The organism is Kitasatospora sp. UYEF31 (assembly GCF_057291755.1).
In genome coordinates this window covers 1-26,049 of the sequence record NZ_JBXAWK010000030.1, presented here as the reverse complement: position 1 = coordinate 26,049, position 26,049 = coordinate 1, and the positions used below count along the sequence as shown (strand labels likewise).

22 protein-coding genes and 1 pseudogene are annotated in these 26,049 nt (G+C 67.8%); 10 read left to right on the top strand and 13 right to left on the bottom strand.

Features of this window, described 5'->3' with window-relative positions; translation table 11 throughout:
- Window positions 1-2: 2 nt before the first annotated feature.
- Window positions 3-1,004, top strand: coding sequence for an anion permease (locus AC0Z36_RS16655; RefSeq protein WP_485463676.1), 1,002 nt, complete (start codon window positions 3-5; stop codon window positions 1,002-1,004).
- A 450-nt stretch (window positions 1,005-1,454) separates the two neighbouring features.
- Here AC0Z36_RS16655 and pstB read toward each other — a convergent pair whose 3' ends face one another.
- From pstB to pstS (AC0Z36_RS16635), 4 genes are all read right to left on the bottom strand, one after another.
- Complete coding sequence (pstB, locus tag AC0Z36_RS16650) at window positions 1,455-2,231, bottom strand: phosphate ABC transporter ATP-binding protein PstB (RefSeq protein WP_485463675.1); 777 nt, start codon at window positions 2,229-2,231, stop codon at window positions 1,455-1,457.
- 117 nt (window positions 2,232-2,348) lie between these two features.
- Window positions 2,349-3,410, bottom strand: a complete 1,062-nt coding sequence (gene pstA / locus AC0Z36_RS16645; protein WP_485463674.1) for a phosphate ABC transporter permease PstA — start codon at window positions 3,408-3,410, stop codon at window positions 2,349-2,351.
- The gene (gene pstC, locus AC0Z36_RS16640; protein WP_485463673.1) at window positions 3,407-4,411 is read right to left on the bottom strand and encodes a phosphate ABC transporter permease subunit PstC; all 1,005 of its coding nucleotides are present in this window, start codon (window positions 4,409-4,411) and stop codon (window positions 3,407-3,409) included. Before pstC (AC0Z36_RS16640) ends, pstA (AC0Z36_RS16645) begins: the two co-directional genes overlap by 4 nt.
- Window positions 4,412-4,475: 64 nt before the next feature.
- Window positions 4,476-5,606, bottom strand: coding sequence for a phosphate ABC transporter substrate-binding protein PstS (gene pstS, locus AC0Z36_RS16635; RefSeq protein ID WP_485463672.1), 1,131 nt, complete (start codon window positions 5,604-5,606; stop codon window positions 4,476-4,478).
- Between the two features lie 272 nt (window positions 5,607-5,878).
- Here pstS (AC0Z36_RS16635) and AC0Z36_RS16630 point away from each other — a divergent pair, with 272 nt between their 5' ends.
- The 4 genes and pseudogenes from AC0Z36_RS16630 to AC0Z36_RS16615 all read left to right on the top strand — a co-directional run bounded on the left by AC0Z36_RS16630 (window position 5,879) and on the right by AC0Z36_RS16615 (window position 7,386).
- Complete coding sequence (locus tag AC0Z36_RS16630; RefSeq protein ID WP_485463671.1) at window positions 5,879-6,208, top strand: hypothetical protein; 330 nt, start codon at window positions 5,879-5,881, stop codon at window positions 6,206-6,208.
- Window positions 6,208-6,648, top strand: coding sequence for a PIN domain-containing protein (locus AC0Z36_RS16625; RefSeq protein ID WP_485463670.1), 441 nt, complete (start codon window positions 6,208-6,210; stop codon window positions 6,646-6,648). Before AC0Z36_RS16630 ends, AC0Z36_RS16625 begins: the two co-directional genes overlap by 1 nt.
- 42 nt (window positions 6,649-6,690) lie before the next feature.
- Complete coding sequence (locus AC0Z36_RS16620) at window positions 6,691-6,990, top strand: hypothetical protein (RefSeq protein ID WP_485463669.1); 300 nt, start codon at window positions 6,691-6,693, stop codon at window positions 6,988-6,990.
- Window positions 6,972-7,386, top strand: a pseudogene (locus AC0Z36_RS16615) (DNA-binding protein). Before AC0Z36_RS16620 ends, AC0Z36_RS16615 begins: the two are co-directional and overlap by 19 nt.
- A gap of 315 nt (window positions 7,387-7,701) precedes the next feature.
- Here the strand turns inward: AC0Z36_RS16615 and AC0Z36_RS16610 are convergent.
- Complete coding sequence (locus AC0Z36_RS16610) at window positions 7,702-8,196, bottom strand: hypothetical protein (RefSeq protein ID WP_485463668.1); 495 nt, start codon at window positions 8,194-8,196, stop codon at window positions 7,702-7,704.
- 1,950 nt (window positions 8,197-10,146) lie between these two features.
- On the opposite strand from AC0Z36_RS16610, the gene AC0Z36_RS16605 reads away from it, so the two are divergent.
- The 3 genes from AC0Z36_RS16605 to AC0Z36_RS16595 all read left to right on the top strand — a co-directional run bounded on the left by AC0Z36_RS16605 (window position 10,147) and on the right by AC0Z36_RS16595 (window position 13,921).
- Complete coding sequence (locus AC0Z36_RS16605; RefSeq protein ID WP_485463667.1) at window positions 10,147-11,778, top strand: hypothetical protein; 1,632 nt, start codon at window positions 10,147-10,149, stop codon at window positions 11,776-11,778.
- A 327-nt stretch (window positions 11,779-12,105) separates the two neighbouring features.
- On the top strand, window positions 12,106-13,710 hold the full coding sequence (locus AC0Z36_RS16600; RefSeq protein ID WP_485463666.1) for a WxL domain-containing protein: 1,605 nt from the start codon (window positions 12,106-12,108) through the stop codon (window positions 13,708-13,710).
- Between the two features lie 25 nt (window positions 13,711-13,735).
- Entirely contained in the window at window positions 13,736-13,921 is a 186-nt protein-coding gene (locus tag AC0Z36_RS16595) for a hypothetical protein (protein WP_485463665.1), read from the top strand.
- Between the two features lie 33 nt (window positions 13,922-13,954).
- Here the strand turns inward: AC0Z36_RS16595 and AC0Z36_RS16590 are convergent, their stop codons facing one another.
- Window positions 13,955-14,881: a hypothetical protein gene (locus AC0Z36_RS16590; protein WP_485463664.1), complete on the bottom strand. Its 927-nt coding sequence runs from the start codon at window positions 14,879-14,881 to the stop codon at window positions 13,955-13,957.
- A gap of 543 nt (window positions 14,882-15,424) precedes the next feature.
- On the opposite strand from AC0Z36_RS16590, the gene AC0Z36_RS16585 reads away from it, so the two are divergent.
- The gene (locus AC0Z36_RS16585) at window positions 15,425-15,730 is read left to right on the top strand and encodes a hypothetical protein (protein WP_485463663.1); all 306 of its coding nucleotides are present in this window, start codon (window positions 15,425-15,427) and stop codon (window positions 15,728-15,730) included.
- Between the two features lie 116 nt (window positions 15,731-15,846).
- Here the strand turns inward: AC0Z36_RS16585 and AC0Z36_RS16580 are convergent, their stop codons facing one another.
- From AC0Z36_RS16580 to pstC (AC0Z36_RS16550), 7 genes are all read right to left on the bottom strand, one after another.
- A complete protein-coding gene (locus tag AC0Z36_RS16580) occupies window positions 15,847-16,233 on the bottom strand; it encodes a YegP family protein (RefSeq protein ID WP_485463662.1) in 387 nt (128 codons plus the stop codon).
- Window positions 16,211-17,005, bottom strand: a complete 795-nt coding sequence (locus tag AC0Z36_RS16575) for a phosphate ABC transporter ATP-binding protein (RefSeq protein ID WP_485463712.1) — start codon at window positions 17,003-17,005, stop codon at window positions 16,211-16,213. The genes AC0Z36_RS16580 and AC0Z36_RS16575 overlap by 23 nt, the downstream gene beginning before the upstream one ends.
- 104 nt (window positions 17,006-17,109) lie before the next feature.
- Window positions 17,110-18,084 (bottom strand): class D sortase, encoded by a 975-nt coding sequence (locus tag AC0Z36_RS16570; protein WP_485463661.1) that lies wholly within the window; start codon window positions 18,082-18,084, stop codon window positions 17,110-17,112.
- Entirely contained in the window at window positions 18,081-20,384 is a 2,304-nt protein-coding gene (locus AC0Z36_RS16565; protein WP_485463660.1) for a hypothetical protein, read from the bottom strand. Before AC0Z36_RS16565 ends, AC0Z36_RS16570 begins: the two co-directional genes overlap by 4 nt.
- Before the next feature lie 181 nt (window positions 20,385-20,565).
- Complete coding sequence (gene pstS / locus AC0Z36_RS16560) at window positions 20,566-22,224, bottom strand: phosphate ABC transporter substrate-binding protein PstS (protein ID WP_485463659.1); 1,659 nt, start codon at window positions 22,222-22,224, stop codon at window positions 20,566-20,568.
- Window positions 22,221-23,405, bottom strand: coding sequence for a phosphate ABC transporter permease PstA (gene pstA, locus AC0Z36_RS16555; RefSeq protein ID WP_485463658.1), 1,185 nt, complete (start codon window positions 23,403-23,405; stop codon window positions 22,221-22,223). The genes pstS (AC0Z36_RS16560) and pstA (AC0Z36_RS16555) overlap by 4 nt, the downstream gene beginning before the upstream one ends.
- Before the next feature lie 49 nt (window positions 23,406-23,454).
- A complete protein-coding gene (gene pstC, locus AC0Z36_RS16550; RefSeq protein ID WP_485463657.1) occupies window positions 23,455-24,471 on the bottom strand; it encodes a phosphate ABC transporter permease subunit PstC in 1,017 nt (338 codons plus the stop codon).
- 371 nt (window positions 24,472-24,842) lie between these two features.
- Here pstC (AC0Z36_RS16550) and AC0Z36_RS16545 point away from each other — a divergent pair, with 371 nt between their 5' ends.
- A complete protein-coding gene (locus tag AC0Z36_RS16545) occupies window positions 24,843-25,811 on the top strand; it encodes a PstS family phosphate ABC transporter substrate-binding protein (protein WP_485463656.1) in 969 nt (322 codons plus the stop codon).
- Window positions 25,812-26,049 lie beyond the last annotated feature (238 nt).

Below are 26,049 nucleotides of genomic sequence, written 5' to 3'. Positions count from 1 at the left end.
CAGTGGAATTCACTGGTCTGATCGTCGTTGTCGGCGTCGCACTCTTCTTCACGTACACGAACGGTTTCCACGACTCGGCCAACGCCATCGCCACATCGGTGTCCACCCGGGCGCTGACGCCCAAGGTGGCGCTGGGCATGGCCGCGGTGATGAACCTGGCCGGCGCCTTCCTCGGTGAAGGGGTCGCGAAGACCGTCAGCAAGGGGATCATCTCCCTGCCGGAGGGGCACCAGGGCCTGGTGGTCCTGTTCGCCGCGCTGATCGGGGCGATCTTCTGGAACATGGTCACCTGGTACTACGGCCTGCCGTCGTCGTCCTCGCACGCGCTGTTCGGCGGCATGGTCGGCGCGGCGATCGCAGCGTCCACCACGGTGCACTGGAACGGCGTCCTCGACAAGGTCGTCATCCCGATGTTCGTGTCCCCGGTGGCCGGCCTGGTCGCCGGTTTCCTGGTGATGCTGGCCATCATGTGGATCTTCCGGAAGGCCAACCCGCACAAGACGAAGCGGGGCTTCCGGCTCGCACAGACCGTGTCGGCCGCCGGTATGGCGCTCGGCCACGGCATCCAGGACGCCCAGAAGACGATGGGCATCGTGGTCATGGCGCTGGTCCTGGGTGGTTACCACGAAGTCGATGACGGTTCGATCCCGATCTGGGTCAAGCTGGTCTGTGCGATCACACTGTCGCTGGGCACGTACGCGGGCGGCTGGCGCATCATGCGCACCCTCGGCCGCAAGATCATCGAGCTGGACCCGCCGCAGGGCTTCGCCGCGGAGGCCACCGCCTCGACGATCCTCTACACCACGTCGTTCGTCTTCAAGGCTCCGGTTTCCACGACGCACATCATCACCTCCGCGATCATGGGCGTCGGCGCGACCAAGCGCGTCAAGGCCGTTCGTTGGGGCGTTGCGAAGAACATCCTGGTCGGCTGGTTCACGACGATGCCCGCTGCGGGCGCCGTCGCGGCCGGTACCTACTGGGTGGCCCACTTCGCGGTGGGCTAGCAGAACCGCATAATCCAAAGAGACCCCTGTGCGGCACCTCCACGCGCACAGGGGTCTCTTGCTGTGTGCGTTCCGCAGAGTCTGTTCCGCGCCCGTTTGCTGGTGCCGGACATAGAGAGACTCCCTGCGCGGCACCTCCACGAGCGCGCAGGGAGTCTCTGTCTAGGTGGCCCCACCCAGTCTGCGACTGAGCGAAGCGAACGTGGCGCCCCTTCAGTCTGCGACTGAGCGAAGCGAACGTGGCGCCCCTTCAGTCTGCGACTGAGCGAAGCCAACGTGGCGCCCCTTCAGTCTGCGACTGAGCGAAGCGAAGGAGCGCGACCGGAGGTCGCAGCTTGTCCGGGCGACGCGCAGGCGCCGAGCGACGCCTGAGCGAAGCGAAGGCGGCGTGAGGACGACGCCTGCGCTTGGAGCCCGGCATCAACGCAGCGCTTGGAGCCCGGCATCAACTCAGCCGAAGCGGCCGGCGATGTAATCCGCCGTCGACTCCATGTCCGGCTCGGAGAAGATCTTCCGGGTGTCGCCGATTTCGACGAGCCGGCCGGGCTGCCCGGGGCCGGCCAGGTTGAAGAAGGCCGTACGGTCGGACACGCGCGCCGCCTGCTGCATGTTGTGCGTCACGATGACGATCGTGTAGCGCTCCTTGAGCAGGTGGATCAGGTCCTCGATCGCGAGTGTGGAGATCGGGTCCAGGGCCGAGCAGGGCTCGTCCATCAGCAGTACTTCGGGCTCGACGGCGATCGCGCGGGCGATGCACAGTCGCTGCTGCTGGCCGCCGGAGAGGCTGGCGCCGGGCTTGGGCAGCCGGTCCTTGACCTCTTCCCAGAGGTTCGCGCCGCGCAGTGAGCGCTCGACGATGTCCTCCAGGTCGGCCTTCTTCTTCACGCCGTTGAGCTTCAGACCGGCTGCGACGTTGTCGAAGATGGACATCGTCGGGAACGGGTTGGGGCGCTGGAAGACCATGCCGATCGTACGGCGGACAGCCACCGGATCGACTTCGTAACCGTAGAGGTCCTCGCCGTCGATGCTGACTGTTCCTTCGACGTGGGCGCCGGGGATCAGCTCGTGCATCCGGTTGAGCGTGCGGATGTAGGTGGACTTGCCGCAGCCGGAGGGGCCGATGAGCGCGGTCACTGAGCGGGGCTCGATGGTCATCGACACGTTCTCGACGGCCTTGTTCTTGCCGTAGTAGGCGTTGAGGTCGCGGATTTCGAGGCGCTTGCTCATGGTGTGTGGCTTTCTACTGGTGGAGGTGCACGTGGAGGTGCTGGGGGGAGAAGTGAGTGGGGGCGACCGAGCGAAGCGAGGGCGGCGTGAGGAAAACGCCTGCGCTTGGAGCCGACATCAGCGCGGCGCTTTCCAGCGGGCGACCAGGCGGGCCGTCACGTTCAGCAGCAGCACGATGATGATCAGTGCGAGGGCCGAGGCCCAGGCCCGGTCGACGGCGAACTGACCGCCGGCGTGGTTCTGGTCGAAGATGTACAGCGGAAGCGCGTTCTGCCAGCCGTTGAACGGGTCGGTGTTGATCGACTGCGAGATGCCGACGAGCAGCAGCAGCGGTGCGGTCTCGCCGATGACCCGGGCGACCGAGAGCATGACGCCGGTGAGGATGCCGCCGAGCGCGGTGGGCAGGACGACCTTCAGGATCGTGCGCCACTTGGGGATGCCCAGGGCCAGCGAGGCCTCGCGCAGCTCGTTCGGGACGAGCTTGAGCATCTCCTCCGCGGCCCGGACGACCGTCGGGAGCATCAGGATCATCAGGGCGAGTGAGCCGGCGAAGCCGCTCATCTGGAAGCCCAGCATCATGATCCAGAAGGTGTAGACGAACAGACCGGCGACGATTGACGGGATGCCGGTCATCACGTCGACGAAGAAGGTGACGACCTTCGCGAGCCGGCCCCGGCCGTACTCGACCAGGTAGATCGCGGCGAGCAGGCCGATCGGCACGGCGATCAGTGCGGCCAGGCCGACTTGCTCCATGGTGCCGACAAGCGCGTGGTAGATGCCGCCGGTGTCGTCGCGGGCGCCGACGCCGCGCATCGAGTGGCTCAGGAAGTAGGGGGAGAGTTTGTCCCAGCCGCGCTGTGCGGTGTAGCCGAGGACGGACACCAGCGGGAGTACGGCGAGCATGAAGGCGCTGGTCACCATCGAAGTGGCGAAGCGGTCCTTGGCCCGGCGGCCGTCCTCGTACTTCCAGGACACCGCCGTCAGCGTCACGACGTAGGCGATGCCTCCGAGGAGGATCGAAAGCGCCCAGTTGCCGTGGGTGATCCGTACAGCCAGGGTCAGCCCGATCGCACCGGCGGCGATCGCGTACGGGACCGGCTTGGGCAGGATCTTCCGCTTGAGGTCGAGTTCGCGCGGCATCTCGGGGATCGCGACGACCGGGGTGTCGAGAATGGTCATGAGTTGGCTCCCGAGAAGGCCTTGCGCCGGTTGATGACGACGCGGGCGGCGCCGTTGACGAGCAGCGTCAGGAAGAACAGGACCAGGCCGGAGGCGATCAGTGCGCCGCGTCCTGTCTCGTCCGCTTCGCCGAACTGGTTCGCGATGTTGGCGGCGATCGTGTTGCCACCGGGATCCAGGATGTGGAGCGACAGGACGAAGCTGGAGGAGAGCACCATCGCGACGGCGATGGTCTCGCCGACCGCGCGGCCCAGGCCCAGCATCGAGGCCGAGATGATGCCCGGCTTGCCGTACGGGAGGACGGCGACGCGGATCATCTCCCAGCGGGTAGCGCCGAGCGCCAGCGCCGCTTCCTCGTGGGCCCGGGGGACTTGGAGGAAGACTTCGCGGCTGACCGCCGCGATGATCGGCAGGATCATGATCGCGAGGACCACACCGGCGGTGAACAGTGTCCGGGCGATCCCCCCCGCCTGGTCCTTGTTGAAGATCGGGATGAAGCCGAAGTACTTGTCGAGCCAGCTGTGCAGGCCGAGCAGCTTCGGAGCCAGGAAGATGTAGCCCCACAGGCCGTAGACCACGCTGGGCACGGCGGCGAGCAGGTCGATGATGCCGCCGAGCAGCTGCGAGAGCCGCCGCGGCGCGTAGTGCGTGATGAACAGCGCCACTCCCACCGCCACCGGCACCGCGATGGCCATCGCGATGACCGCGCTGATCACGGTGCCGAACACCAGCGTCGCAACCCCGAAGGTGGGGTTGGCGCCGTTGGCGTTCCATCCGGTCTCGGTGAAGAAGTTGCCGGTGTTCTTCGACAGTGAGCCCTGGGCCTTCACGATCAGGAAGACCGCGATGGAGGCCATGATCGCGAGGATCAGGATTCCGGCGCCGCGCGAGAAGGACGAGAAGACCAGGTCGCCGAGGCGGACCTTGACCTTCTGCGGGGCGCCGGCGTCGACCGGCTTGGGGGACGGCTGGAGTGGGGCGGGAGCGGTGGAGGTGCTCATGGTTTCTTCTCCGTCTGACTCGACTGGCCTGTCGGCCCGACTAGCGCAGTGTCAAGACCGGTTGTCAGCTGAGGCCCGCGACGGCCGTACGGACCTTCTCGGCGATTGCGGTGGGCAGCGGCGCGTAGCCGTTCTTCGCCAGGATCTGCTGGCCCGCGTCACTCGCGGTGTAGGTGAGGAAGGACTTCAGCAGCGGCAGCTTGTCCGGCGCCGTGCCCTTCTCGCAGACGATCTCGTAGGTGACCAGGACGATCGGGTAGGCACCCTCGGCCTTGGTCGCGTAGTCGAGCTTGAGCGACAGGTCGTTGCCCTGGCCGGTGATCGTGGCGGCGGCCACGGCCTTGCCGGCCGACTCGGCGGTGAGCTTCACCGGGGCGGAGGCACCGGTGTTGATCACCGAGATGCCGAGGCCGGCGTTCTCCGCGAAGGACTGCTCCATGTAGCCGAAGCCACCGGGGGTCTGCTTCACGACCGAGGCGACGCCCTCGTTGCCCTTGGCGGACTGTCCGGCCGGGGCCTTCCAGTCCTGCGCTGCGTCGAACGTCCAGTCGGCGCCCGCGGCGGCCTTGAGGTACTTCGTGAAGTTCTCGGTCGTACCCGAGGCGTCCGAGCGGTGGACCGTCTGGATCGGCGTCTTGGGGAGCGTCGCGGTGGGGTTCAGCGCCTTGATCTCGGGGGCGTCCCACGTCTTGATCTTGTCGGAGAAGATCCCGGCGATCGTCTTGGCGTCCAGGACGAGGTCCTTCACACCGGGCAGGTTGTACGCGACCGCGACCGGGCCGGTCACCATCGGCAGGTTGATCGCCGGGCCGGCCTTGCAGACCGCCTGGCCCTTGGCGACCTCTTCGGGCTTCAGCGCCGAGTCGGATCCGGCGAGGGCCACCTGGCCGTCGAAGAAGGCCTGGCGGCCGGTGCCCGAGCCGCTGGAGTTGTAGTTGACGTTGGCACCCGAGCACTTCTGCAGGTAACCCTTGATCCACTCGTCAACCGCGTTCTTCTGTGCGGACGAACCGGCAGCGGCGAGGGTTCCGGTGACACAGTCGGCCTTCGGGGCGCCCGCTGCGGCGGCGCTGTTTCCGGCGGCGCTGGGGGTCTTGGCGTCCCCGCTGGCGTTGTCGTCCGAACCGCAGGCGGTGAGCGTGAGCGCGCCGGCCGCAGCAATACCGATGAGGCCGATGAACCGCGATGCGTTCACTACAGGTCCTTGTCTCTAACTGTGGAAGTACGAGGTGTCTGCGATCCCGAGCCGGACGTCCGTACGAACTCCCGCTGAGATTGAAAGTAGGCCGATCGGATGAATCGATAGACGGGGGAAAGTGAACGCCGGGTGAACCTCGCAGGGCGGTTCGGGGACGCGTCCGTTGGGTCACTAAGTCGTTGTATGTGGGCTGAAAACCGATCTGTCCCACATCTAGCGTTCAGTGGTACTTTCGAGACACGGAGTGACTGCGACGCAGGGGGACCGCCATGGCTGCCAGGACCAGGCTCGGACCGCGCGGGCGGGTGACCGTTCCGGTGTCGGTGCAGCGGGAGTCGGGGATGACCGAGGGCACTGAAGTCGCCATCCGTACGGTCGGACCCGGCGTCGTGCTGATCGAGAGCGTCGACGCGGTCAAGAGGCGCATCCGGGCCGCCGCGCCCGTCGGGATCTACGACGCGGTCGCCGACGTCCGTGCCGGGCGCGACGCCTCCGACCGGCTCCCTGGTCTGGCGGACACCGAGCCGGCGGCGAAGCCCGACGAGCGCGACGGCGACCCGGGCCGGGACCTGCTCCGCGGCCTCGGCCTGGAGGGGTGATGTCCAGCAACGGCACGACGGACCACCGGGTGCTCCTGGACGCCTCGGCGCTGCTCGCCTGGATCTTCGACGAACGGGGAGCGGACACCGTCGAACGGCTGATTCCGTACGCGGTCATCTCGTCGGTGAACTACGCCGAAGTGGCAAGGCTGTGCGAGTCCCGCGGCTACCGGCGCAGCACGGCGGAGCTGAGCGACGACCTCGCGGCGCTCGGTCTGCTGATCGAGGAGAGCTGCACGACCGCCGACGCGATCCGCGCGGGGGAGCTCGTCCACCTGTCGCACAAGGAGAAGGCCCGGCACCGGAACCGCACACTCGCCCTCGGCGACGGCGTGTGTCTGGCCGTCTCGGAGCGCCTGGAGCTCCCGGCGGTCACCGGCGACCTGCTGTGGTTCGACCTGGCGCACCTGCTGCGGGTGCAGCCGCGGGCGTTCCGCTGAAAAATTGCTACTCGTTTGCTACTTCTCTGTTGCGGTGGTCGCATGGTTGAGAAGCTCAGCGGCGGCAGTCCTGCGATAAAGGTCAGCGTCTCGTTGCCGGAAAGCATGGTCGAGGCCGTCCGCGCCCGGGTCGGGAAGCGTGAATTCTCCGCGTCCGTATCTTTGGCAGTCGAGCGGCAGCTCCGCGGAGAGCTGATCGACGAGTATCTGGCCGAGCGCGAGAATCGCCTCGGCCCGATCCCTCAGCATCTACTGGATGAGGCCGATTCAGTATTGGACGAGGTGTTCGCCGAGGCGGAGAACGACCAGGTTGAGGAAGCTCAATGGCCCGCGACCGGCTGAAGCCAGGCGGCACCCTCGTCCTGGACCGCGCAGGACTGTCCGGGCTGATTGACGATGGCGACAAAGGCCTCGTCGTGGCTCAAGGCGGCGGGTGGCCGAGAAATGGACGTGGTCATCAGTGCCCTCACCATCATCGAAGCCACCCACGGGCGCACTCCGAAAGCCCGGTTGACGTGGGTGCTTTCGCGACTGCGGATCGAGCCGGTATCCGAGGCGGCGGCCCGAGCTGCGGCAGATCTGCTGCTGGGGGCCAATCTTCACGGCCACAAATACGCTGTCGACGCCGTTGTGGCGGAGATGGCGATGCGGCAGTTGCGGCCGGTGGTGATGTTGACCTCGGACGTGGCCGACATGACCAAACTCTGCGGTGGGCGAGTGCGCCTGGTCGGCGTCTGAACGGTCGGCTGCGCAGCCCGACAGTGATGGTGGCCGCGGCCTCGTGCAGTGCGGCGGCGGTACGGCTGGGTGATGTCACGTACGCCATGACCGCAGACCGACTGGCGCTGCTGATCGCGCACGAGGTGAATGACGCAGAGGAAGTACGGACTGCGCTAAGCGCTGTGGAGCCCGCAGTGGCACGGGAGAACATGTTCTGAAAAAGCCGACGGCCCGCCGGCGGATTCTCCGGCGGGCCGTAGACCCTGCACTGCGCTGAGCTGTGATCGGGAGTGCGTTGCCACCGGACGGCCGAGGCCGGCCGGTCAGCGGTGGCTACCAGGCGAACGCGGTGGCCTGGCTGCCGTTGCAGTTCACGACGGTGGCGGGCGAAGTGGTGCTGATGACCAGCTGGATCTGCGGAGTTCCCGCGAGAGTGGTGGATCCGACGGGGACACCTCCACCGCTCTTGGTCAGCCAGCCGAGGTCGATGCTGGCACCCGGGTTCAGCGTTGTCGGGTTCGTTCCGACGAAGTTGGTGCCGCTCTCGTTGACCGTGGTGGTGATGCTGCCTGCCGGAGCGGTGAAGCCGGCCGGCATCTTGATGGTCGTCGAGGTCAGGCGGACCTGGCCGTTGCTGCTGAAGACCCGGGCGGCGAGGTTGCCGGGGGCGTTGGTGGCCCAGGTGGCGCCGCCGACCTGCTGGCAGGTGAGCGTGACGGCAGAGGTGCCCGGGGTCACGGCGTACGCCGAGGTCGCTGCGGCCATGGTGAGGGCGATGCCACCCACGGCGGTAACGGCCGCCGCAGTGAAGATACGGGAACGGGTCATGGTGGTGGTGCTCCTTGTCATCGGTTTTTTGAAGGAAAGTGCAGCGCACAAGTTCCAGCCGTGCCGGGGGGGATCAAGGTGCAAGTGATGGCTTTCGACTGCCCGTTCCGGTTCGCCAGTCCGGCGGTGGGTCTGAGTGAAACGGGAGTGCCTGGAGAAGTCAATGCAGTCCGAGCCGAATGTTGAAATCCTCCTAGGTCTTGATCGAGTCAACGATCGAATTGCCAATTGATTCGATCAAGGTGACACGTGTGCAGTAGTTCGGTCTTTTGTATATTGCCGAACTTTTGTTTTCACCAGCATTCGACTGGGCAAGATGACCGGCCGGTCGTGGTCGACCGGTCACCAATTGTCACTAGGTGGAGGGGGTTGACTGTCGTGGCACTCGATGACGAACGCGGGTGCGGTGCGGCTGGCGGAGATCGTGATCTGCGGTGCGCCAGTGGGTGGCGGGTCCGGTGGCTGGGCGGCTGTCGGCCGTGGGTCTACCGCCGTAGACCCGGGTGTCCGGGTTCCCGGTTGTGCTGATTGCCCGGATGGGGCCGTTGCCGGCCTGTCGGCAGGCGAGGGCGGGGCTGGGAGTTCCAGTGAAAGCCGAGGCGGCTGTAACCGTGGTCGGACTGATGTCGTCGACTGCGTCGTGCGCAGGCGGGTTGAGAGGTTTGGATCAGGACGTGGCTGTGGTGCCTCTTTTTGTCGCAGTTCCCGTTTTTTATCTGTCCTTTCATGGCCGTTGGTGGTGAATCTCAATGGATTGACAGCTAGGTGTTCAGGTGAATCATCTGATCCGGGTGAGGTGAGTTTTGCGTAATGCGGTGGCCTTTTGCCGGGTGTTGCGTATTCATTGCCGGCGGAATCAGGGCCGGTCGGCGACTTGACCGTCAAGCCGAACGGGGTGACCTGGGATTCGTTGGAGTCGACGGGGATGCCGGGCTGCCTGGGATCGGTGGTCCTGCTCTGTGGTGTTCCGGCGAGGCCGGTGGTCCCGCTGGGAAAGCTGCCGCTACTGACGGCGGGTCAGCCCAGGTGGAGGCTGACTGCGGTGTTCAACCCGCGGGTGCCGGGCCCAGGGAAAGCGAGGCCGCTCTGGATTGCGCTCTGTTTCGAGCGTTCCTGGAACTTTCGGGTTCGCGGATCGCCAGCGCGTCTGAAGTCCAAGATACGTGTCCGGATGAGTCGGCCCTGAATTAAGAGTCCCGGATGCGGTCGACCGGCATTGTTCGACGTCTGATTTGAGCGAAGCCTGACGACTTATGCAGCAGGAAGCAGGTCAAAATCCCCAGTTCCGTTCAGGTGGCGCGTGGTCCATTGGCGCGGCTTTGTCTGCGGGGACGTCTGGCTGGGACCGTCTGGTCTGCTGCCTGCTGCCTGGTGTCCGCTGTCCGCTGTCCGCTGTCCGCTGTCTGGCGGTCAGCGGCGGTAGCCGCCGCCGGGCCCGGCGACTCCAGGTGGTGTCGTGGCGTTGCGGACGACGGCGGTCCTGGGTGCACCCGCGGAGCTTCCAAGTCGGTGGAGCATCCGCGTCGAAGCGGATCGCGCGGAGATAAGTTAACCGATGTTAGGGGGTTTTGTAGGCAGCCGACCTGACTGTCTCGCAGTGACTGTCCGCCGATAAAAATCAGGGCTTGATGATCAAGGAATAAAATCCACACTTTGACCCGATCAAGGTGACACGTGTGTACCTTGATCAACTTCATTTGGCTATTGACTTGTTTTTGAATCCAGAGATATATGTTCCTGTGCATCACCGTCCGACGTACGGCCCGGGGGGACCGGAGTGCGGGCGGCATGTATCGAGAGCAACCGCACGACGAACCACCCGAACCTTCCTCGGCGCCTCCTGTCTCTCCCACGGGCAGGGCAGGCACCCTCTCCCGTGAACGGAGTGACGTGATTTCATCGCGAAGAACAACCTCTCAGCGACTGGTCGTCCTAACCCTTGGCACCGCGATGTCGGTAGCCGGTCTTGGTGGCGTGCTGGCCACCCAGGCCGTGGCTGGAACGGTCACGCCGACCATTCACTGTGTGCTGCCGGCCGGTCAGGGTGAAGGCGGTGGCCCGCAGTCGATGACGGTGACGCTCTCCCCGGCCAACCCGGTGCCGGGAGCCTCGGTCCACGCCGTGGTCACCTTGGGCGACAGCCCGGTCCTGAGCACGACGGGCATGAGCAACATTGACTTGACGCCGTCGATCAACCTGGCGATGTCAGGTGGAGCGGGCGGCAGTGTCACGGTTGCCGGCGCGGTGCAGAAGACGGACATCGTTGCGGGTCAGCCGGTCCATGTCGCAACCTACTCAGGGGACTTCGTCCTCCCCGCGAACGCTTTGGGGAAGGTCGACTTCACACCGACCGGCACGGTCACCAAGACTAAAACCCCCTTCGGCACCTTCACGACGAACTGCAATGTCGTATCGGGTGGCGGAGTCGTGGACTCGGTCACCACCGAGGGCTCCAACACCGGCCCGGCGACTCTGACCGCACCGGCCAGTGTGTACGCCGGCACTCCGATCGCCCTCGGCGGCACCAAGTGGACGACGGGCGCCACGCCGAAGGCCGCGCTGTGCGACGCCACCGGCAACAACTGTGACGTGTCGCTGTTCGGCGCCAGCACGCTTGCCATCTCCGCGGGTGGCGGCCTGTCCGGCTCCGCGACGCTGGACCCCGGTGTCGCAGCCGGTACCTACAAGGTCCAGGTGACCGACGGGACCAAGTCGGCCCTCGCGCCGTTGACCGTCGGGACCTTCGTTCCGTCGGGACCGCCGCAGATGACCGCCAACAAGAGCCAGGGTCCGCTCGGCACGGTGGTCCACCTCGCCGGCACCAACTACAGCCCGAACTACGGCATCAGCATCATGGCCAACGACGGTGAATGGGACCTTGAGGACGTCATCCTCGCCCCCTACACCCTGGGTGACGGCACCTTCGCGGCCGACTTCACGGTCAACGACCCCGCGACGAAGTCCATCCGGGCCTACAACGGCACCCAGATCGAGGCGTTCGCGTCGGTGCCCTTCACCGTCGGCACCGTCACACAGCCGGCGACGCTGAGCACGACCCCCGGAATCTCCCGTCCCGGTGGGACCGTTGCGGTCTCGGGCGCGAACTGGGTCGCCGGCGCGCCGCTCACCACTTCGTTGTGCGCTGCGAACGGCACCGCTTGCGCCACCGCCAAGGTCTCGGGAACTCCCGTGGTCTCGTCGACGGGCACGCTGTCCGGCAACATCACCCTGGCCTCGAGCGTCGCTGAGGGCTCGTACCTGCTGAAGGTCACCGACGGCACCCGTAGCGCCACCTCGCCGCTTGCCGTGCAGAAGCGCTACATCACCCTGGACAAGACCTCGGGCCCGAAGGGCACCTGGGTCACCGTCACCGGACACGGCTTCAGCACCCTGGCCTGGACCAAGCTCCACGGTCTCAAGGGCTCTGCCGCGACCGGTGACATCAGCTACGGCGCAGCCGACATCAACGGCAACTTCACCACCTGGATCCAGATCTGCGACCCGGCCACCACGGCCGTCTGGGTCGCGGAGACGTTCAACACCTCGAAGACCGCCACGGCGACCTTCACCGTGACGCCGTAGTCCCCAGGCTGCCGGGCTTCTGAACGTGACGGTTTCTGAACGTGACGGTTTCTGAACGTGACGGTTTCTCAACGTGACGGTTTCTCAACGTGACGGTTTCTGAACGAAACGGTTTCTGAACGAAACGGTTTCTGAACTTCGACCCGCCCCGGAGGACCGGGGTGGGCCGGAGGTCTTTTGTCACGTGGAATTGACGATTTATATTCACTGATCTTGATCTGCCGGTCAATGAGAACGTGTTTCGATTTTTCTCTTGACTTCATCAGGGTTTTCCGCATGAATGCGGTTGGCTATACAGATTTCCTACCCCGGAATCAGAGGAGAAGTATGTCGACGCTCTCCAGGCGTGGTCGCGGAAGTGTGGCGGCCGCGGCCGTCGCGGCTCTGGCGATCGCAGGCGGGACCCTGGCGCTGGCGCCGGCGGCCCATGCCGGGACGGTCACGCCGACCGTTCGCTGTGTCCTGCCCGCGGGCCAGGGGTCGGGTACCGGTCCGCAGGTGATGACGGTGGTGTTGTCTCCGGCCAACCCGGCACCGGGTTCCACCGTCCATGCCGAGGTCACCCTGGGCGACGGTCCGGTCAAGAGCACCACCGGGCTGGCTGGGGTTGAACTGACGCCGTCGATCAACCTGACGATGTCGGGCGGGGCGACCGGTGCTGTCACGATCGCTTCGGCGAAGCCGCAGATCACGGACATCATCGAGGGTGAGCCGGTCCACATCGCGCCCTTCGCCGGCGACTTCACCATTCCCGCTAACGCGTCGGGAAAGATCGACTTCACCCCGACCGGCACGGTGACCAAGTCCAAAACCGAGTTCGGCACATTCTCGACGAAATGTGAAGTCCTGTCGGGCAGTGGCGTGGTGGACTCGGTCACCGCGCAGGGCTCAGCTGGTGACTCGGCGGTCCTGAGCGCACCGGGCAGTGTGTACGCCGGCACGCGTATCAACCTCGGCGGGAGCAAGTGGACGCCGGGTGCGGCGGCGAAGGCTTCGTTGTGTGACGCCACCGGAAACGGTTGTGACGCGTCGAAGTTCAGTGCCGGCAACCTCGTCGTCGCCGGCGACGGAAGTCTGTCCGGCGCCGCGATGCTGGACGCAGGTGTCGTAGACGGTACGTACAAGGTGCAGGTGAGCGATGGGGCCAAATCGGCCTTCGCGCCGTTGACGGTCACGACCTTCGTTCCGTCGACGCCGCCGGAGATGACCGCCAGCACGAATCGTGGCCCGCTCGGGACTGTTGTCCACCTTGAGGGTAAGAACTACAGCCCGAACTACGGCATCAGCATCATGGCCAACGACGGCGAGTGGGACCTCGAAGAGGTCATCCTCGCCCCCTACACGCTGGGTGACGGCACCTTCACAGCCGACTTCACGGTCAGCAACCCCGCGACCGTGGCCATCAGGGCCTACAACGGCACTTCGTTGGAGGCCTACGCCTCAGCTCCCTTCACCGTCGGCGCGGCGAACCCGACTCTGCAGCAGAGCGGTTCGGGTGAGGTCATCGGCGGGAAACTGTCGATGACGCAGGCCGCTTCGGCGATCGACTTCGGTTCGGCGACGATCGACGGCACCGAGCACAAGCTGAACAGCAAGCTGAACCAGATCACCGTCGGGGACTACCGCGGCAGCAAGCTCGGCTGGTCGCTGACGGCCACCGCGTCGGACCTGACGTCCGAGGCCAGCGGGGTCATCCCGGCGGGCAACATCTCCTGGACCCCGGCCTGCGCGGCCGCCGCGGGCAGCCCGAGCGCGGTTGTCTCCGGTTCGCCCGGTGCGCTGGGCTCGGCCGCCGCCACCCTGTGCAGCACGCAGGCTGCGGCCACCGGCACGGGCGGCACCTTCCAGGCCGACGCCGGCCTGGTGCTGACGACCCCGAAGTACCCGACCCCGGGCGTCTACTCCGGCACGATCACGCTGTCCTTGAGCTGATCCAGCGTCACAGAACTCAAGGGGCTTGACCCGGCAGCTAGTTCCGGGTCGAGCCCGTTGGGTTCTTCCACGCAGTGGCGCTGAACCGTTTGCGCCGCCGGGATCGCCGCTCGCGCTGTACGGCTTCAACGGGTTCACTCCGGAACTGCTCGCCGAAGCCAAGGTCCGCTCCGACGTTCTGCTGGTCGATCCGGCGAAGTCGTACGGCTGACTGAGCCGGAGAGATGCGGCGGATCGGATCGGGTCAGGCAGGCTGCGGCAGCGCGGTGCCGTCGGCGAGGCCGTTGATGCTGTCGCGGATGTGGGCGGTGAAGGCGGCGAAGCTGAAGCGGGCGGTTGCGGTTGCCGTCTTCGTGCAGTCGTCGCAGGTCCAGCCGTCCGGTGCGGTGCGCACGGGGCGGCGGCAGTCGGCGCATTCGGCCATCGGGCGGCGGTTGACGACCTCGGCGATGGTGGGAGCGGCGGGCCGAGCGGCGGCTTCGGTGCCGTTGGCAGCTGCGGAGGCGGTGCGGGTGACTTTGGCGATGACGCCGAGGGCGACTTCGGGGTTGGTGAGGCGGAACCTGATCAGGCCGGGGTCGATCGTGCCGGGCAGGCCGGCGGTGAGCAAGTGGGTGAGTTGCGTGTCGGTCATGCCGTTTTTGAGGAGCTGGACGGCGTGCGGGGCGAACGCGATGATCGTGGCGCGGCCCAGCTTGAGGGTGGGAACGGCCTCGTTGGCGTGCCGCAGGGCGGCGGTGGCGCGGTCGAGGAGATCGGCCGGGTCGATGGGCGCAACGGGCTTGGAAAGTACGGGAGTTACGGGCGCGAGCGACGCGAAATCCGAAGTCGGAACGGGCGCGGGCGCGGCGGGTGCCGCCGCGACGGTCCGGACCGCGGCGGTGACCTTGGTGGTGACGCGGTTGATCCATCGCCCTTTGCCGTCGCGGTTGTTGTCCTCGCGGCGGAGCAGTCCGGCGGTGACGAGTTCGCCGAGCACGGTCTTGGCGGCGGCGGCCCCGATGCCGAGCAGGTTGCGGGCGGCGGCGATGGAGACGGCGGTCCCGACGGGCCGGGGGTCGGCGAAGAGCAGGCGGTCGGCGGCTTCGTAGGCGCCGCCGTGGAGTCCGGTGAGCAGGGTGTTCCTGCTGGCCGCTACGGGTGCGACGGCGATAACGTAGGCATTAGCCATGAGAGTCCTCCGGTTCTTCGGGGATTGTTGCGGTGAGCCCCTCGACCGGCCCGGCAAGGCCGTCGGGGGGCGCTTCGGGTTTGCGGCGTCGGCTGTGGGGCACCGGCTGCGGGGCGTCGTTTTTGTAGCATCAACATCACACACCGTGACCAGGTGGCGTGTCAAGCCGATGCCGACAACGGGTTTTTTGCCGATGGCGCGCGCTCCGGCCGCGCCCGCTGATTTTTACTACTCAGCAGCTCAGGGCCCCGAAGGGGCCTGAGCCTTCTAGTAGTTACTACTAGGCGGTCGCAGGCCCGTAGGCGGAAAATCGACTCCCGGCTCTGACCTGCAAATACCGCTTGGTGCTCGAAGCTGTGACGCGGAGCAACGTGATCGGGGCGACCCGTATCCGGGGCGCGGCGGTGGGGGAACCCCGGTTGATCTCAGCTGAGCGACCCGCTCAGCGACGGGCCGGAGACCTGTCGGCAGTGTGAGACGACTACTGCGAAACTGCTCGTATACCGGATATTGCGTCAGCCGGGTAGGAGAGGTGCGGGGAACATGACTTCCGAGGATGTTGACCTTGAGCGCGTCAACGAAGTGGCGTCATTCCTGATCGAGTCGGGGGAGTTCGCCGGCCTGACTTTCGAGACCAGCCCTGCCCACGGTCTGGTGATGATGTCCGACCCGGATCCGGAACACGCGCTCATTCGCCGCGCGGTCTTCCGGCAGCTTGACGGACCCATGTCCGCCCGGGGAGGACCTCGATACGGCACCGCTCATGCAGTATCTGTAATCGACTTGTCCGGCGGGTGCAGTCAGCCCTCCAGCGGGCCGATCAACCCCAGAGTGCGGTTCGCTCCGTAATGCCGGGTTTGGTGTCGCTCAATGGGGTGGCGTTGGGGCATCTCCGCCGGTCAGGCGTTTGTGGGGGCGGGCCGCCGCGATCGGCGCGATCGCGGCGGGCGTGCGTGCGGCCCGGGTCACCAGTCGTCGGGTTCGGTGACGGTCAGCAGGCGGACGAACCTTTCGTAGGACACCTGGCAGCTCTCCAGCCGCTCGTAGGTGCGGGCTGACAGCGCGACGGGGGCGCTGGGTTCGAGAGCGACACTCCAGAACCAGCCCGGCGCGCCTCTGGACCATCCGATGACGGGCACCAGCCCGACCACGCGGCGACGCAAGCGGTCCAGCTCGATACGGCAGGCTCCCGCCGTGACATGGCCCTGAGCGGACTGTGCGAGCACGCGGCCGTTCGGGGCGATGAGCCGCCACCGCACGTGTTGCTCGGCGTCCAGGTGGACGTCGTAACGCGCGTGCCGTTTCGGCGTACCGTCCGGTGCCCGCGACTCAGCCGAAGCGACCGGCGACATAGTCGGCAGTCCGAGGGTCGCGGGGTGCGCCGAAGATCGCGGTGGTGGGTCCGGACTCGACGATGTGGCCGGGGGTGTTCTCCGCGGCGAGGAAGAACGCGCAGTGATCGGATACGCGCTGGGCCTGCTGCATGTTGTGCGTGACGATCACGATGGTGATGTCGTCGCGCAGTTCGCCGATGGTGTCCTCGATCCGCCGGGTGGAGGTCGGGTCGAGCGCCGAGCACGGCTCGTCCATGAGGAGCACGTCCGGGTCGACCGCGAGTGAGCGGGCGATGCAGAGACGCTGCTGCTGGCCTCCGGACAGCGCGCCGCCCGGTTGTCTGAGGCGGTTTCTCACTTCCGTCCACAGGCCGGCCCGGACCAGCGAGGACTCCACGACGGCGTCCTTGTCGGCGTTGCGTACACCGGTCAGTTTGAGACCGGCGATCACGTTGTCGTAGATGGACATCGCCGGGAACGGGTTGGGCTTCTGGAAGACCATCCCGACCCGTCGGCGGGTCTCGATCGGACGGCGGGTGGAGTCGTAGATGTCCTCGCCGTCGAGCAGGACCCGGCCCGCGAGTTGTGCGCTGGGCACGAGTTCGTGCATCCGGTTGAGGATGCGAAGGAATGTGGACTTGCCGCAGCCGGACGGCCCGATCAGGGCCGTGACGGAGTTGGCCGCCATCACGAGGTCGACGCGTTCGAGCACCTTGTGGGTGCCGAACCAGGCGCTGACGGCCTCCGCGGTGAGCGTCGAGCCACGCCCGTCGGCGGATTGTGCCGGCAGGGGGCGGGTCTCGGCTGAGGGCGCGAATGTCGTCGCACCGCTGTCCGGGCTGGTCACGTGCGGGGCCTCCGGGGTGTGGAGTGGGACGGGGAAGAGAGCCGGCGTCAGAGCGTCGCCGGGAGTACGCGAGCGGCGGATTCGTACAGTGCCCACACGACGGCGAGCACGACCGGGGTGCCGAGCAGGAGCGTTACCCGGCGATCGGGGTGTCGGCGCAGTGCCCACACCAGGACGGCGGCCACCAGCGCGAACGCCTGTGCCCACAGCAGCAGTCGCACACCGGCGTCCGCGTAGCCGCCGGTGCCCTTCTCGTCCGCGCGCAGACCTTGCGGGCGGCGGCCTTCCTGGGGCACGGGGGCGCCTTGCAGATCGGCGATGACGACGGTTCGGCCGCTGGGTCGGATCCACGAGTCGGCGGTGATCAGTACGAGCCGGTTCTCCCTGCCGGGCGCGAGCACGTCGTCCTTGCCGTTGGCGACGTGCCGGCGCTCGACCACCTTGTAGGTGAACTCGCCCTGCTGGGTGACGGCCTCGATGCTCTGGCCGACGCGCAGTTCGGACAGGTCCTGGAACGGGCCGCCGAAGGTGTGCGAGCGGCCCATGACCACGCTGTGCCCGCCCTGTCCGGGCAGGCCGCTGGTGCGCAGGTGCCCGGGCCCCTTGGCGAGCGAGTCCGCCGTGGTGCCCTCGACCACCACCTGCCGCAGGCCGATCGCCGGGATCCGCAGCATCGCCACCGGGGTGCCCTTGGCGATGTTGCCGCCGAGGGGTCCGGTGTCGCGGTAGAGGTCGTCGGAGAGCTCGTCCGCCAGGATGCTCTGGTCGCGGGCCTGTTGGATGTCGGAGACCACATACAGGTAGCCGACGAAGCCCGCGATGAGCAGCGCCAGGAGCGCGACCGCGGCGCCTGCGATCGTGTACGGGTCTGCGCGCCCCGAGCGGGGGTTGCCCGCAGTCGCCGTCGGTTGTCCGCCGGTGTCCGCGGGTGCGCCCACGGGCGCTTGTCGGGTGGTGGGGACGCTCGCCGGCACGGTCGCCGACGCTGTCGCGGGCACCTTGGAAACGGTGTCGGCGGTCATGTGGCGGCCCCCTGGCGACCGATCAGACGCAGGAAGGCGACCACCGGTGGTGGCCAGCCGCCGGTGCGGCGCTTGTGTCCGAGCGAGAGCAGGACCGGGCAGGTGATCAGCGCGGCCCCGCTCACGCACATCAGGACGAGGAGCACGATCGCCGACGGATCACCGTCGAGCGAGTCTCTGATCACGTTGGCGACCGGCGGGAACGGGCCCTTGTCGGTGGGCGGGGCGGCCGCGACGACGGGGGCTGTGGAGGGTGTGGTCGAAGGTGCCGCGGGCGGGGTGACGTCGGGGTCGGCCGGGCGCGGGGTGTTCGGGCCGCCTGCACCGGCGCTCGAACCGGCCGGACCGGCCGGACCGGCCGGACCGGCCGAGTTGCCAGTACCGCCTGCGCTGACGGGGCGCTGGTCGACGGGCGCGGTAGTGGGCGGCGGTGTCTCGCCGGTCCACTTGGGTGCGGCCGCGATCTGCTGGCGGGCTGCGGCGATCTGCTGCTTCTGGGCGTTGCTGAGCGGGGTGTAGCCGGGCGGCAGCGCGCCGGGCCGGAAGGCGCCCGTCTGCGCTTGACCGGCGGTCGCCGCGTACGCGAGGAAGGTGTCGATCTTGGCCGCCTTGGCCGCGGTGAGCTTGTCCGTGGAGACCATCGCCACGTCGGTGACGGTGAGCGGGTAGGCGTTGGCCGAAGCATTGCGGTAGTCGTTGGTCAGCGTCACCCCGTCCGGACCAGGCTTTGCGGCGGCGAGGCCGGCGCGGACGGCCGCGGGGTCGGTCGGGTCGACGAAGTTGCCCGCGGCGTTGCGGATCCTGGCCACCGGGGTGCCCATGCGGAGGGCCGCCTCGACCGAGGTGATGGCCATCACGTAGTGGGATCCGAACTTGTCCTGGCCGTCGTCCTTGGGCCCGACGTCGGTCACGGACCGGTTGGTCGGCACCGCGTTGCCGAGCCGGTTGGCGATTTCCTCGTACACCGACTGCGGCACGTTCGTGTTGGAGAGCATCTCCACCCGGTTGGTGTAAACCGCCAGCGGATAAGTCGCCTGGCCGATCCGCCATTCCGGCGGACACACGATGCCGTTGGCGTCCGGGGTGCCGGAGAGCCAGGCGACCGTCTCCGGGTCGGAGGCGAGCCATGCGGTGAGGGCCCAGATCGTGTCGTCCTGGACGCCACGCAGGATCGGCGTGCGAACGGCGACGGGCCATGCGTACGTGTCGTTGAAGGCCTTGAACTCCGGGTCTTCGTAGAAGTCCAGGATCGCTCCCGGCCGGTGTTCCGCGGCCGGATAGGCCCCGGTGATCAGTTTTGCGATGAGTCGCGGGGTCAGTTTCATCGCCGGGATCGGCAGGCGGGTCAGGGTGTCGTCGATGTTGAACGAGAAGGCCAACGCGCCGTTGGTCAGCGGCGCGTACACAGTCTTGGCCTTGTCCCGGACGCCCGCCAGGGGCACCGGACGGGCCTGGTCGAGCGGGCCGCCGATCGGCTGCTGGGTGACGCCGATGTCGACTCCGTCGTTGAGGAATACCTCACGCCCGCTGGGACCGGAGCCCGCGCTGACCGTCATGTTCACCGGGTTTGTCCCGGCGCCGCACAGACCGAACACCCACGAGGCGCCGGCCTGCGTGAACTCACCGGTGCCGTTGACCGACAGGTCCGGATGCTCCATGCCCGGGCACGCGTTGGGCATGGGGATGAACGACAGTGGCGTGACCGCGGCCTGCCCGGCGGCGAAGGCCAGGTCCACTTCGGTGTCGGTGGGCCCGTACGACAGACCCAGGTCGATGCCCAGTGCCGGGCGGAACGAGGAGACGGTGCTTCCGGTCGCGGGCATCACGAACACCGCGATCGAGCACGCCTGCCGGTCCGAACAGCCCAGTTCCGGCAGGCGCAGTGCCGGCTTGACCTGGATCCACACCTGGCCGGATCCGTCCGCGACGGTGGGCAGTCCGGTCTGCTTGGTGGCGCTTCCCGGCGGCATAGCGTCGGGCAGCTTGACCGCCTGACCGTTTTCCGTCCATTGCGGTGCCCAACAGTCCCGGGCCTTGGGTGCAGTGCCCTTGCACTGCATCACGACGATGCTGTTGGTCCCGGCGGCCAGGGTGAACCCGGTCCACTTGACCAGGATGCGCTGGTTGACCAGGTCGGTGCTCTGCGACACCGTCACGGCCGGGCGCCCCGGCTCGGCCGCGCCGACCGGGCCGGCGACCACGCTGAGCCAGCCCGCGAGCAGCGCGACGCACAGCATGATGACACCGGCGACGGACAGTGCGCGTCCCTGCGAGGCAGCGGATCGTACGGCGCCGCTCACGGCAACTCCACTTCTCTCGCCCGCCTTCGGGGTCGGCTCCCCCCGGCGAGGACGACCCGCGCCGATCCTCGCGCGGCGCGGCGGCACCGGGGAAGCAGAAACCAACATGATGTTCAAAAGTTCGTCTGCGGCGCACGGACCGGAAATCTCCTGGTCATCCGGCTCGACCCGCTCACGCGATTCAGCGGACATCGGGCCCACGCCCTCGACCGATGCGGCTGTACAGGACCGGTGCGCCGAACACCGCCGCCGCCAGGCACGCCAGTGTCAGCGCGTAGAACCACACCGGCGGCAGCGGCGGCGGGTCGCCTGATTCCACCGATCCGGCGCTGACCGGTCCGGCGGCCCCGGACTGGTCGCCGCCGGCCAGCACTTCACCGGTGCCCTGCTCGGGAGTGCCGCCGGCGGCCGGAGCCTGGGCGCCGGGGGCGGTGTTGGCACCGGGCGTTTCACCGGGCTTGGGTGCGCTGCCGCCGTTCGCATTCGCCTTCTGGTTGTTGTTCCCGTTGTTCCCGTTGTTCCCGTTGGTTCCATTGGCCCCGTTGTTCCCGCCACCCGGGGCGTTCTTCTGCGGTTGCTGCTGTTCTTGCTGCGCTTGCTGCTGCTGTTGCTCCGGCGGCACCCAGGCCGGGTTGAACGTCGGGTTGGGGCAAGCGTCGAAATCCGCCTTGGTCGGTTTGTTCAGGTTCGCCGGCAGTGCGCCAGGGTCCGGGGCGCCGGGGATCGACTTGATCGCGTCGTAGCCGAAGCTCACCAACTTGGGCGGCAGGGGCGAGTAACCCATTCGTGGGGCCTGCCCCTGTCCGGCACACAGGAAGTACTTGATGAACTTGCCGAGCGTCTCGCCCTTGGCCTCGTCGAACGAGAACTGCTTCGCCGCCGGCACGATCATGTAGCTGTAGCTGGAGATGGGGTAGGCCCGCCGGTCCGGGTTGGTGTAGACGTCGTCCAGGATCTGCGTACTGTCCGGGTTCAGCCGGGCCTTGGTGAGCGCGACAGTCACCGCGTCCGAGGTGGGCTGGGTGTAGACGCCGCCGGCGTTCTTGACCGAGGCCACCGGGAACTGGCGCTGGATCGCGAACGCGGTCTCGACGTAGGTGATCGCGCCCTCGCCGTACCCGGCCGCGACGTAGTTGGCCACGCCCTCGGAACCGGCCTGCGCCTTGGTCGCGCCCTTGACCGGGAACTCCGAGGTCATCCCGCCGGGGAAGAACGGCCGCCAGACCTCGCCGACCTGGTTGGTCAGGTACGCGGTGAACTGCGCGCTGGTACCGGAGCCGTCCGAGCGGACGACCGGGGTGATCGGAGTGGCGGGCAGCGAGAGCGCCGGGTTGTCGGCCTTGACCGCCGGGTCGTTCCACACCTTGATCTGGTTGGTGAAGATCCCGGCGATGGTGCGCGGTGACAGCTGAAGGTTGCGGACCTGCTGGCCGCGGATCTTCAGGTTGTACATGAACGAGGTGCCGCCCGCGACGATCGGCAGGTACTTGAACTTGGTGTTGGTGTTCCGCAGGGCTCCGAGTTCGTCGGTCGCACGGCCCGCACGGTCCACGTAGTTGCCCTGGAAGGGGATCTCCGAGACCGCGAAGTCGACCAGGTGGTTCATGAAGTCGGTTCGTCCGGCGGTGGATCCGTTCGGGGTGTAGTCGACCGCGAGGCCGCGGGCAGCGACGTCGGCCGCCCATTGCAGGGTGGCGGGCGAACTCCAGGTCGATCCGCTGCCGTGGATTCCGGTTGCCGCCGAGGCGGTACCGGCGGGCACGGCGAGCACCGGGACGGCGAGCAGGGAGACGATCGCCAGTCGTAGCAAGAGCGCGGGTCCGCGCTTGATCCTGGTCATGAAATGGGCTCCGGGGTAAGGGACTTGGCGGCGTCGGCGTCGGCGCGCCGCCGCTTGCGACGACCGGACTCGCCGGGGGCGCGCCCGCCGATCAGGCGCGCCAGGGTGAACAACACGAGGACGATCAGCAGCAGGGCCACGCCGGCGCCCCACGCGAGGGAGTTGAGCTCGTCGCTGGGCGATTTGTAGTTGACCCAGATGAAGTACGGCAGCGAGTTCTGCACACCACTGAACGGGTTCCAGTTCATCCCCGCGCTGCCGCCCGCGACCAGCAGTACGGGTGCGGTCTCACCGACCACGCGGGCGCAGCCGAGGATGACGGCGGTGACCAAGCCGCTGCGGGCGGTGGGCAGTACGACCTTCCACAGCGTGCGGAACTCGCTCGCGCCCAGCGCCAGCGAGGCCTCGCGCAGGCCGTTGGGCACCAGGCGCAGCACCACCTCGGTGGCGCGGGTGACCACCGGCATCATCTCCACCGACAGTGCCAGGCCCGCGGCCAGGCCGCAGAAGCCCTGGCCGAGCGAGATGACGAAGAAGGCGTAGACGAACAGGCCCGCGACCACCGAGGGGATCGCGGTCATCGCCTCGACGACCACCCGCACCACGGCGGCGAACCGGCCGCCGACCTCGTTCATGTAGATCGCGGCGATCACCCCGATCGGGACGCTCAGCAGGATCGCGATGGCCATCTGTTCGAAGGTGCCGACGATGGCGTGCGCGGCGCCGACCGCGACCCCGTCGGCGCTCAACGCGCTGAAGTGCCGCTGGGTGGCTGTGAAGAAGTCGACGTGCAGGATCCGGCCGAAGCCTTTGACGAAGACGTAGCCGATGACGGTGGCCACCGTGGCGACCAGCAGGGCCGCACCGGTGGAGATCACCGCGCCGGCCACCCGGTCTCGCGCGGCCACCCGGTCCAGGCGCATGCGGGTGGCGATCGCGTACAGCAGCAGGAAGCTCGCGTAGGCGGTGATCAGGTAGCCCTGCCAGCCGGAGACCGGCAGGATCCGTCCGTAGAGCACCCACGCGAGGCTCGTGCCGGCGACTGCGGCGCCGAGCGCGACGCCGATGTCGTCGGGGGCCACGCGGCGCAGGGCCACGCGGCGTTCCTCCGGTGGTCGCGGCGCGGGCGCGGGCGGCGGCGCGTCGGGCCCGGGCCGAACGATCGGCTCGGTGACGGTCATCGTCGTGGATCCCCTCGGTGGTGGGTCTGGTGGAGCCGCGGTTCGTTGGTCAGATCTCGGTGGACTTGCCGCTGCGCGAGCGGGCGACAAAGACGCCGGCGACGGTGTTGACGGCGAGGGTGAGGAGGAAGAGCGCGAGGCCGGCGGCCATCAGCGCGGAGATCGACTCGGTGTCGGCCTCGCCGTACTTCAGGACGATCAACGAGGAGATCGTCGAGCCCTGACCGTCGAGGACGCGGAACGAGAAGTCGGTGTTGAACGAGATGATCATCGCGACGGCGATGGTCTCGCCCAGGGCTCGGCCCAGGCCGAGCATGATGCCGCCGATCATGCCGCCGCGGCCGAACGGCAGGACCACCGAGCGGATCACGCCCCAGCGGGTCGCGCCGAGTGCGAGCGCGCCCTCCTTCTCTCCGGGCGGCGCCTGGCCGAACACCTCCCGGCTGACCGAGCAGCAGATCGGAATGACCATGGTGGACACCACCACACCCGAGATGAACAGCGAGGAGGTGAACTGGCTGTCCACAAACCGGGCCTTCACGTCGATCGTGCGGATCTCGAAGATCGGCAGGAAGCCCAGGTTCGTGGCCAGCCACCGGCTGACCGGGATCAGCTGGGGTTGCAGCGCGAAGAAGCCGAAGATGCCGTAGATGATGCTCGGCACCGCCGCCATCAGGTCCACGGTCGAGGTGAGTACGCCGCGCAGGCGCCGAGGCGCGAACTCGGTGATGTACAGGGCCGCGGTGAGCGCGATCGGCACCGCGACGGCGAGTGCGACGATCGCCACGAGGACCGTGCCGGTGAGCAGGCCGCGTACGCCGAAAGTACCGCTCTTGGGCTCCCACACGTCCTCGGTGAGGAAACCCCAACCGGCCCGGTCGAGCGCGCTGCTGCCCTGGTAGAGCAGGTAGCCGCCGATCGCGATGAGCAGTCCCAGGACCAGGATCGCGACGGCACGCGTGGTCCAGCGGAACACGTGGTCGGCCCTGGTCCGACGAACCGCGATCCGCCGGGGGCGATCGACGGGTTCCGGCGACTCGGGTGCGAACACGAGCGGATGTGCCATGACTGTCGGCTCCTGGAAGCGGGTGGTGAACCGACCTGACGGTTCGTCATGTCGCCCGGCGGTCAAGCCGGATGCCCCTCGCCTGGAGACAACCAGAACGCAGCACCGCATCAACTGTCCGCTACGGAAACAATCGGTGCCGAGGATGTACGGCAGACGTCCAATCCGTGCTGCCCGGGCTCCGGCTTGTCCGGTTTCCGTTACAGGCGCGGTCCGTTCGTGTGGACGCCTCGTGCGGCCCGGTGCCGTTTCCCTGCCGGACATCCCACGACGATCAGGCCGCTGCCAGCGTTGTCGGCGTCGGCCGCTGCGGTCGACGTCAGGCAAATGCCAAGAGAGAGTTGAGACTTCGAATGTCCAGCGTCTTCAGCATGCGCAAGACCGCCACCGTACTGGGCACCGCGACCGCCGCCATGGCGCTCGTCGTCGGCGCCAACGCCTCCGCTAACGCCAACACCTACGTCAACGCCGGCTCGGACACTCTCCAGAACGTCTCCCAGGCGCTGACGACCGAGTACGCGGCGAATGTCGACCCCAACGGCAACGACTGGGTCACGGTGAACGCCGGTGTCGCCGCCGGTGGCATCAGCACCGGCAAGGCCGAGTGTGTCACCCAGTACGGCGCCGGCACCGGACACGCCTGGCCGAACGGTTCGAGCGACGGCGTCAACGCGCTGCTGGCCCAGCGCGCCGGTACGAACGCCAAGTGCCTTGACTTCGCCCGCTCTTCGCGTGGCCCGAAGGCCGGCACCGCCGAGACCACCCTGAACTTCGTCCGGGTCGGCGGCGACGCCGTCACCTGGGCCACCAAGAAGCCCGGCGCCCCGGCGTCCCTGACCCAGGCCCAGCTCCAGGGCATCTACCGGTGCACGATCACCAACTGGTCCGCCATCAACCCGGCCCTGAGCGGCGCGATCCAGAAGCACATCCCGCAGGCCGGGTCCGGCACCCGCCAGGAGTTCCAGGACAAGGTCCTGGGCTTCGACCCGAAGGCGGCCTCCAACGGCGCCTGTGCCGCGCAGGTCATCGAGGGTGCGCAGGAGAACCGCGGCGACTCCCCGCTGATCACCTCCGTCGACGCGGTCATCCCCTACTCGCAGGCCGCTTACGGCGAGCAGACCACCCCCGCGTCGGGCGTGACCAACCACACCAACGGCTTCACCACCCGCCAGATCGGCGGCAAGGCGCCCAACGCGACCGGCTTCGTCGGCAACCGCTCGGTGTACTTCGTCTACGACCCGCTGAACGGCCTGAACAACACGAACGTCATCAACTTCACCAACTGGGCCAAGGACCCGGCGCAGCGCGCGATCTGGGCCACGTACGGCTTCGTCGCCTGAGCCACGCCCGACCCGCACCGCATGCCATGACGTGACGTGACCAGCGGCGGGGGGGGGGGGGGGGGGGGGGGGGGGGGGGGGGGCGCGGCCGCCCCCCCGCCCCCCCCCCCCCCCCCCGGGGCCCGCCCCCCCCCCCCCCCCACCCCCCCCCACCCCCGCCCCCCCCCCCCCCCCCACCCGCGGGCCCGGGCGGGAGCGCCGGGTCGGCGGGGCCCAACCCAAAGGGGCCCGGAGGAAA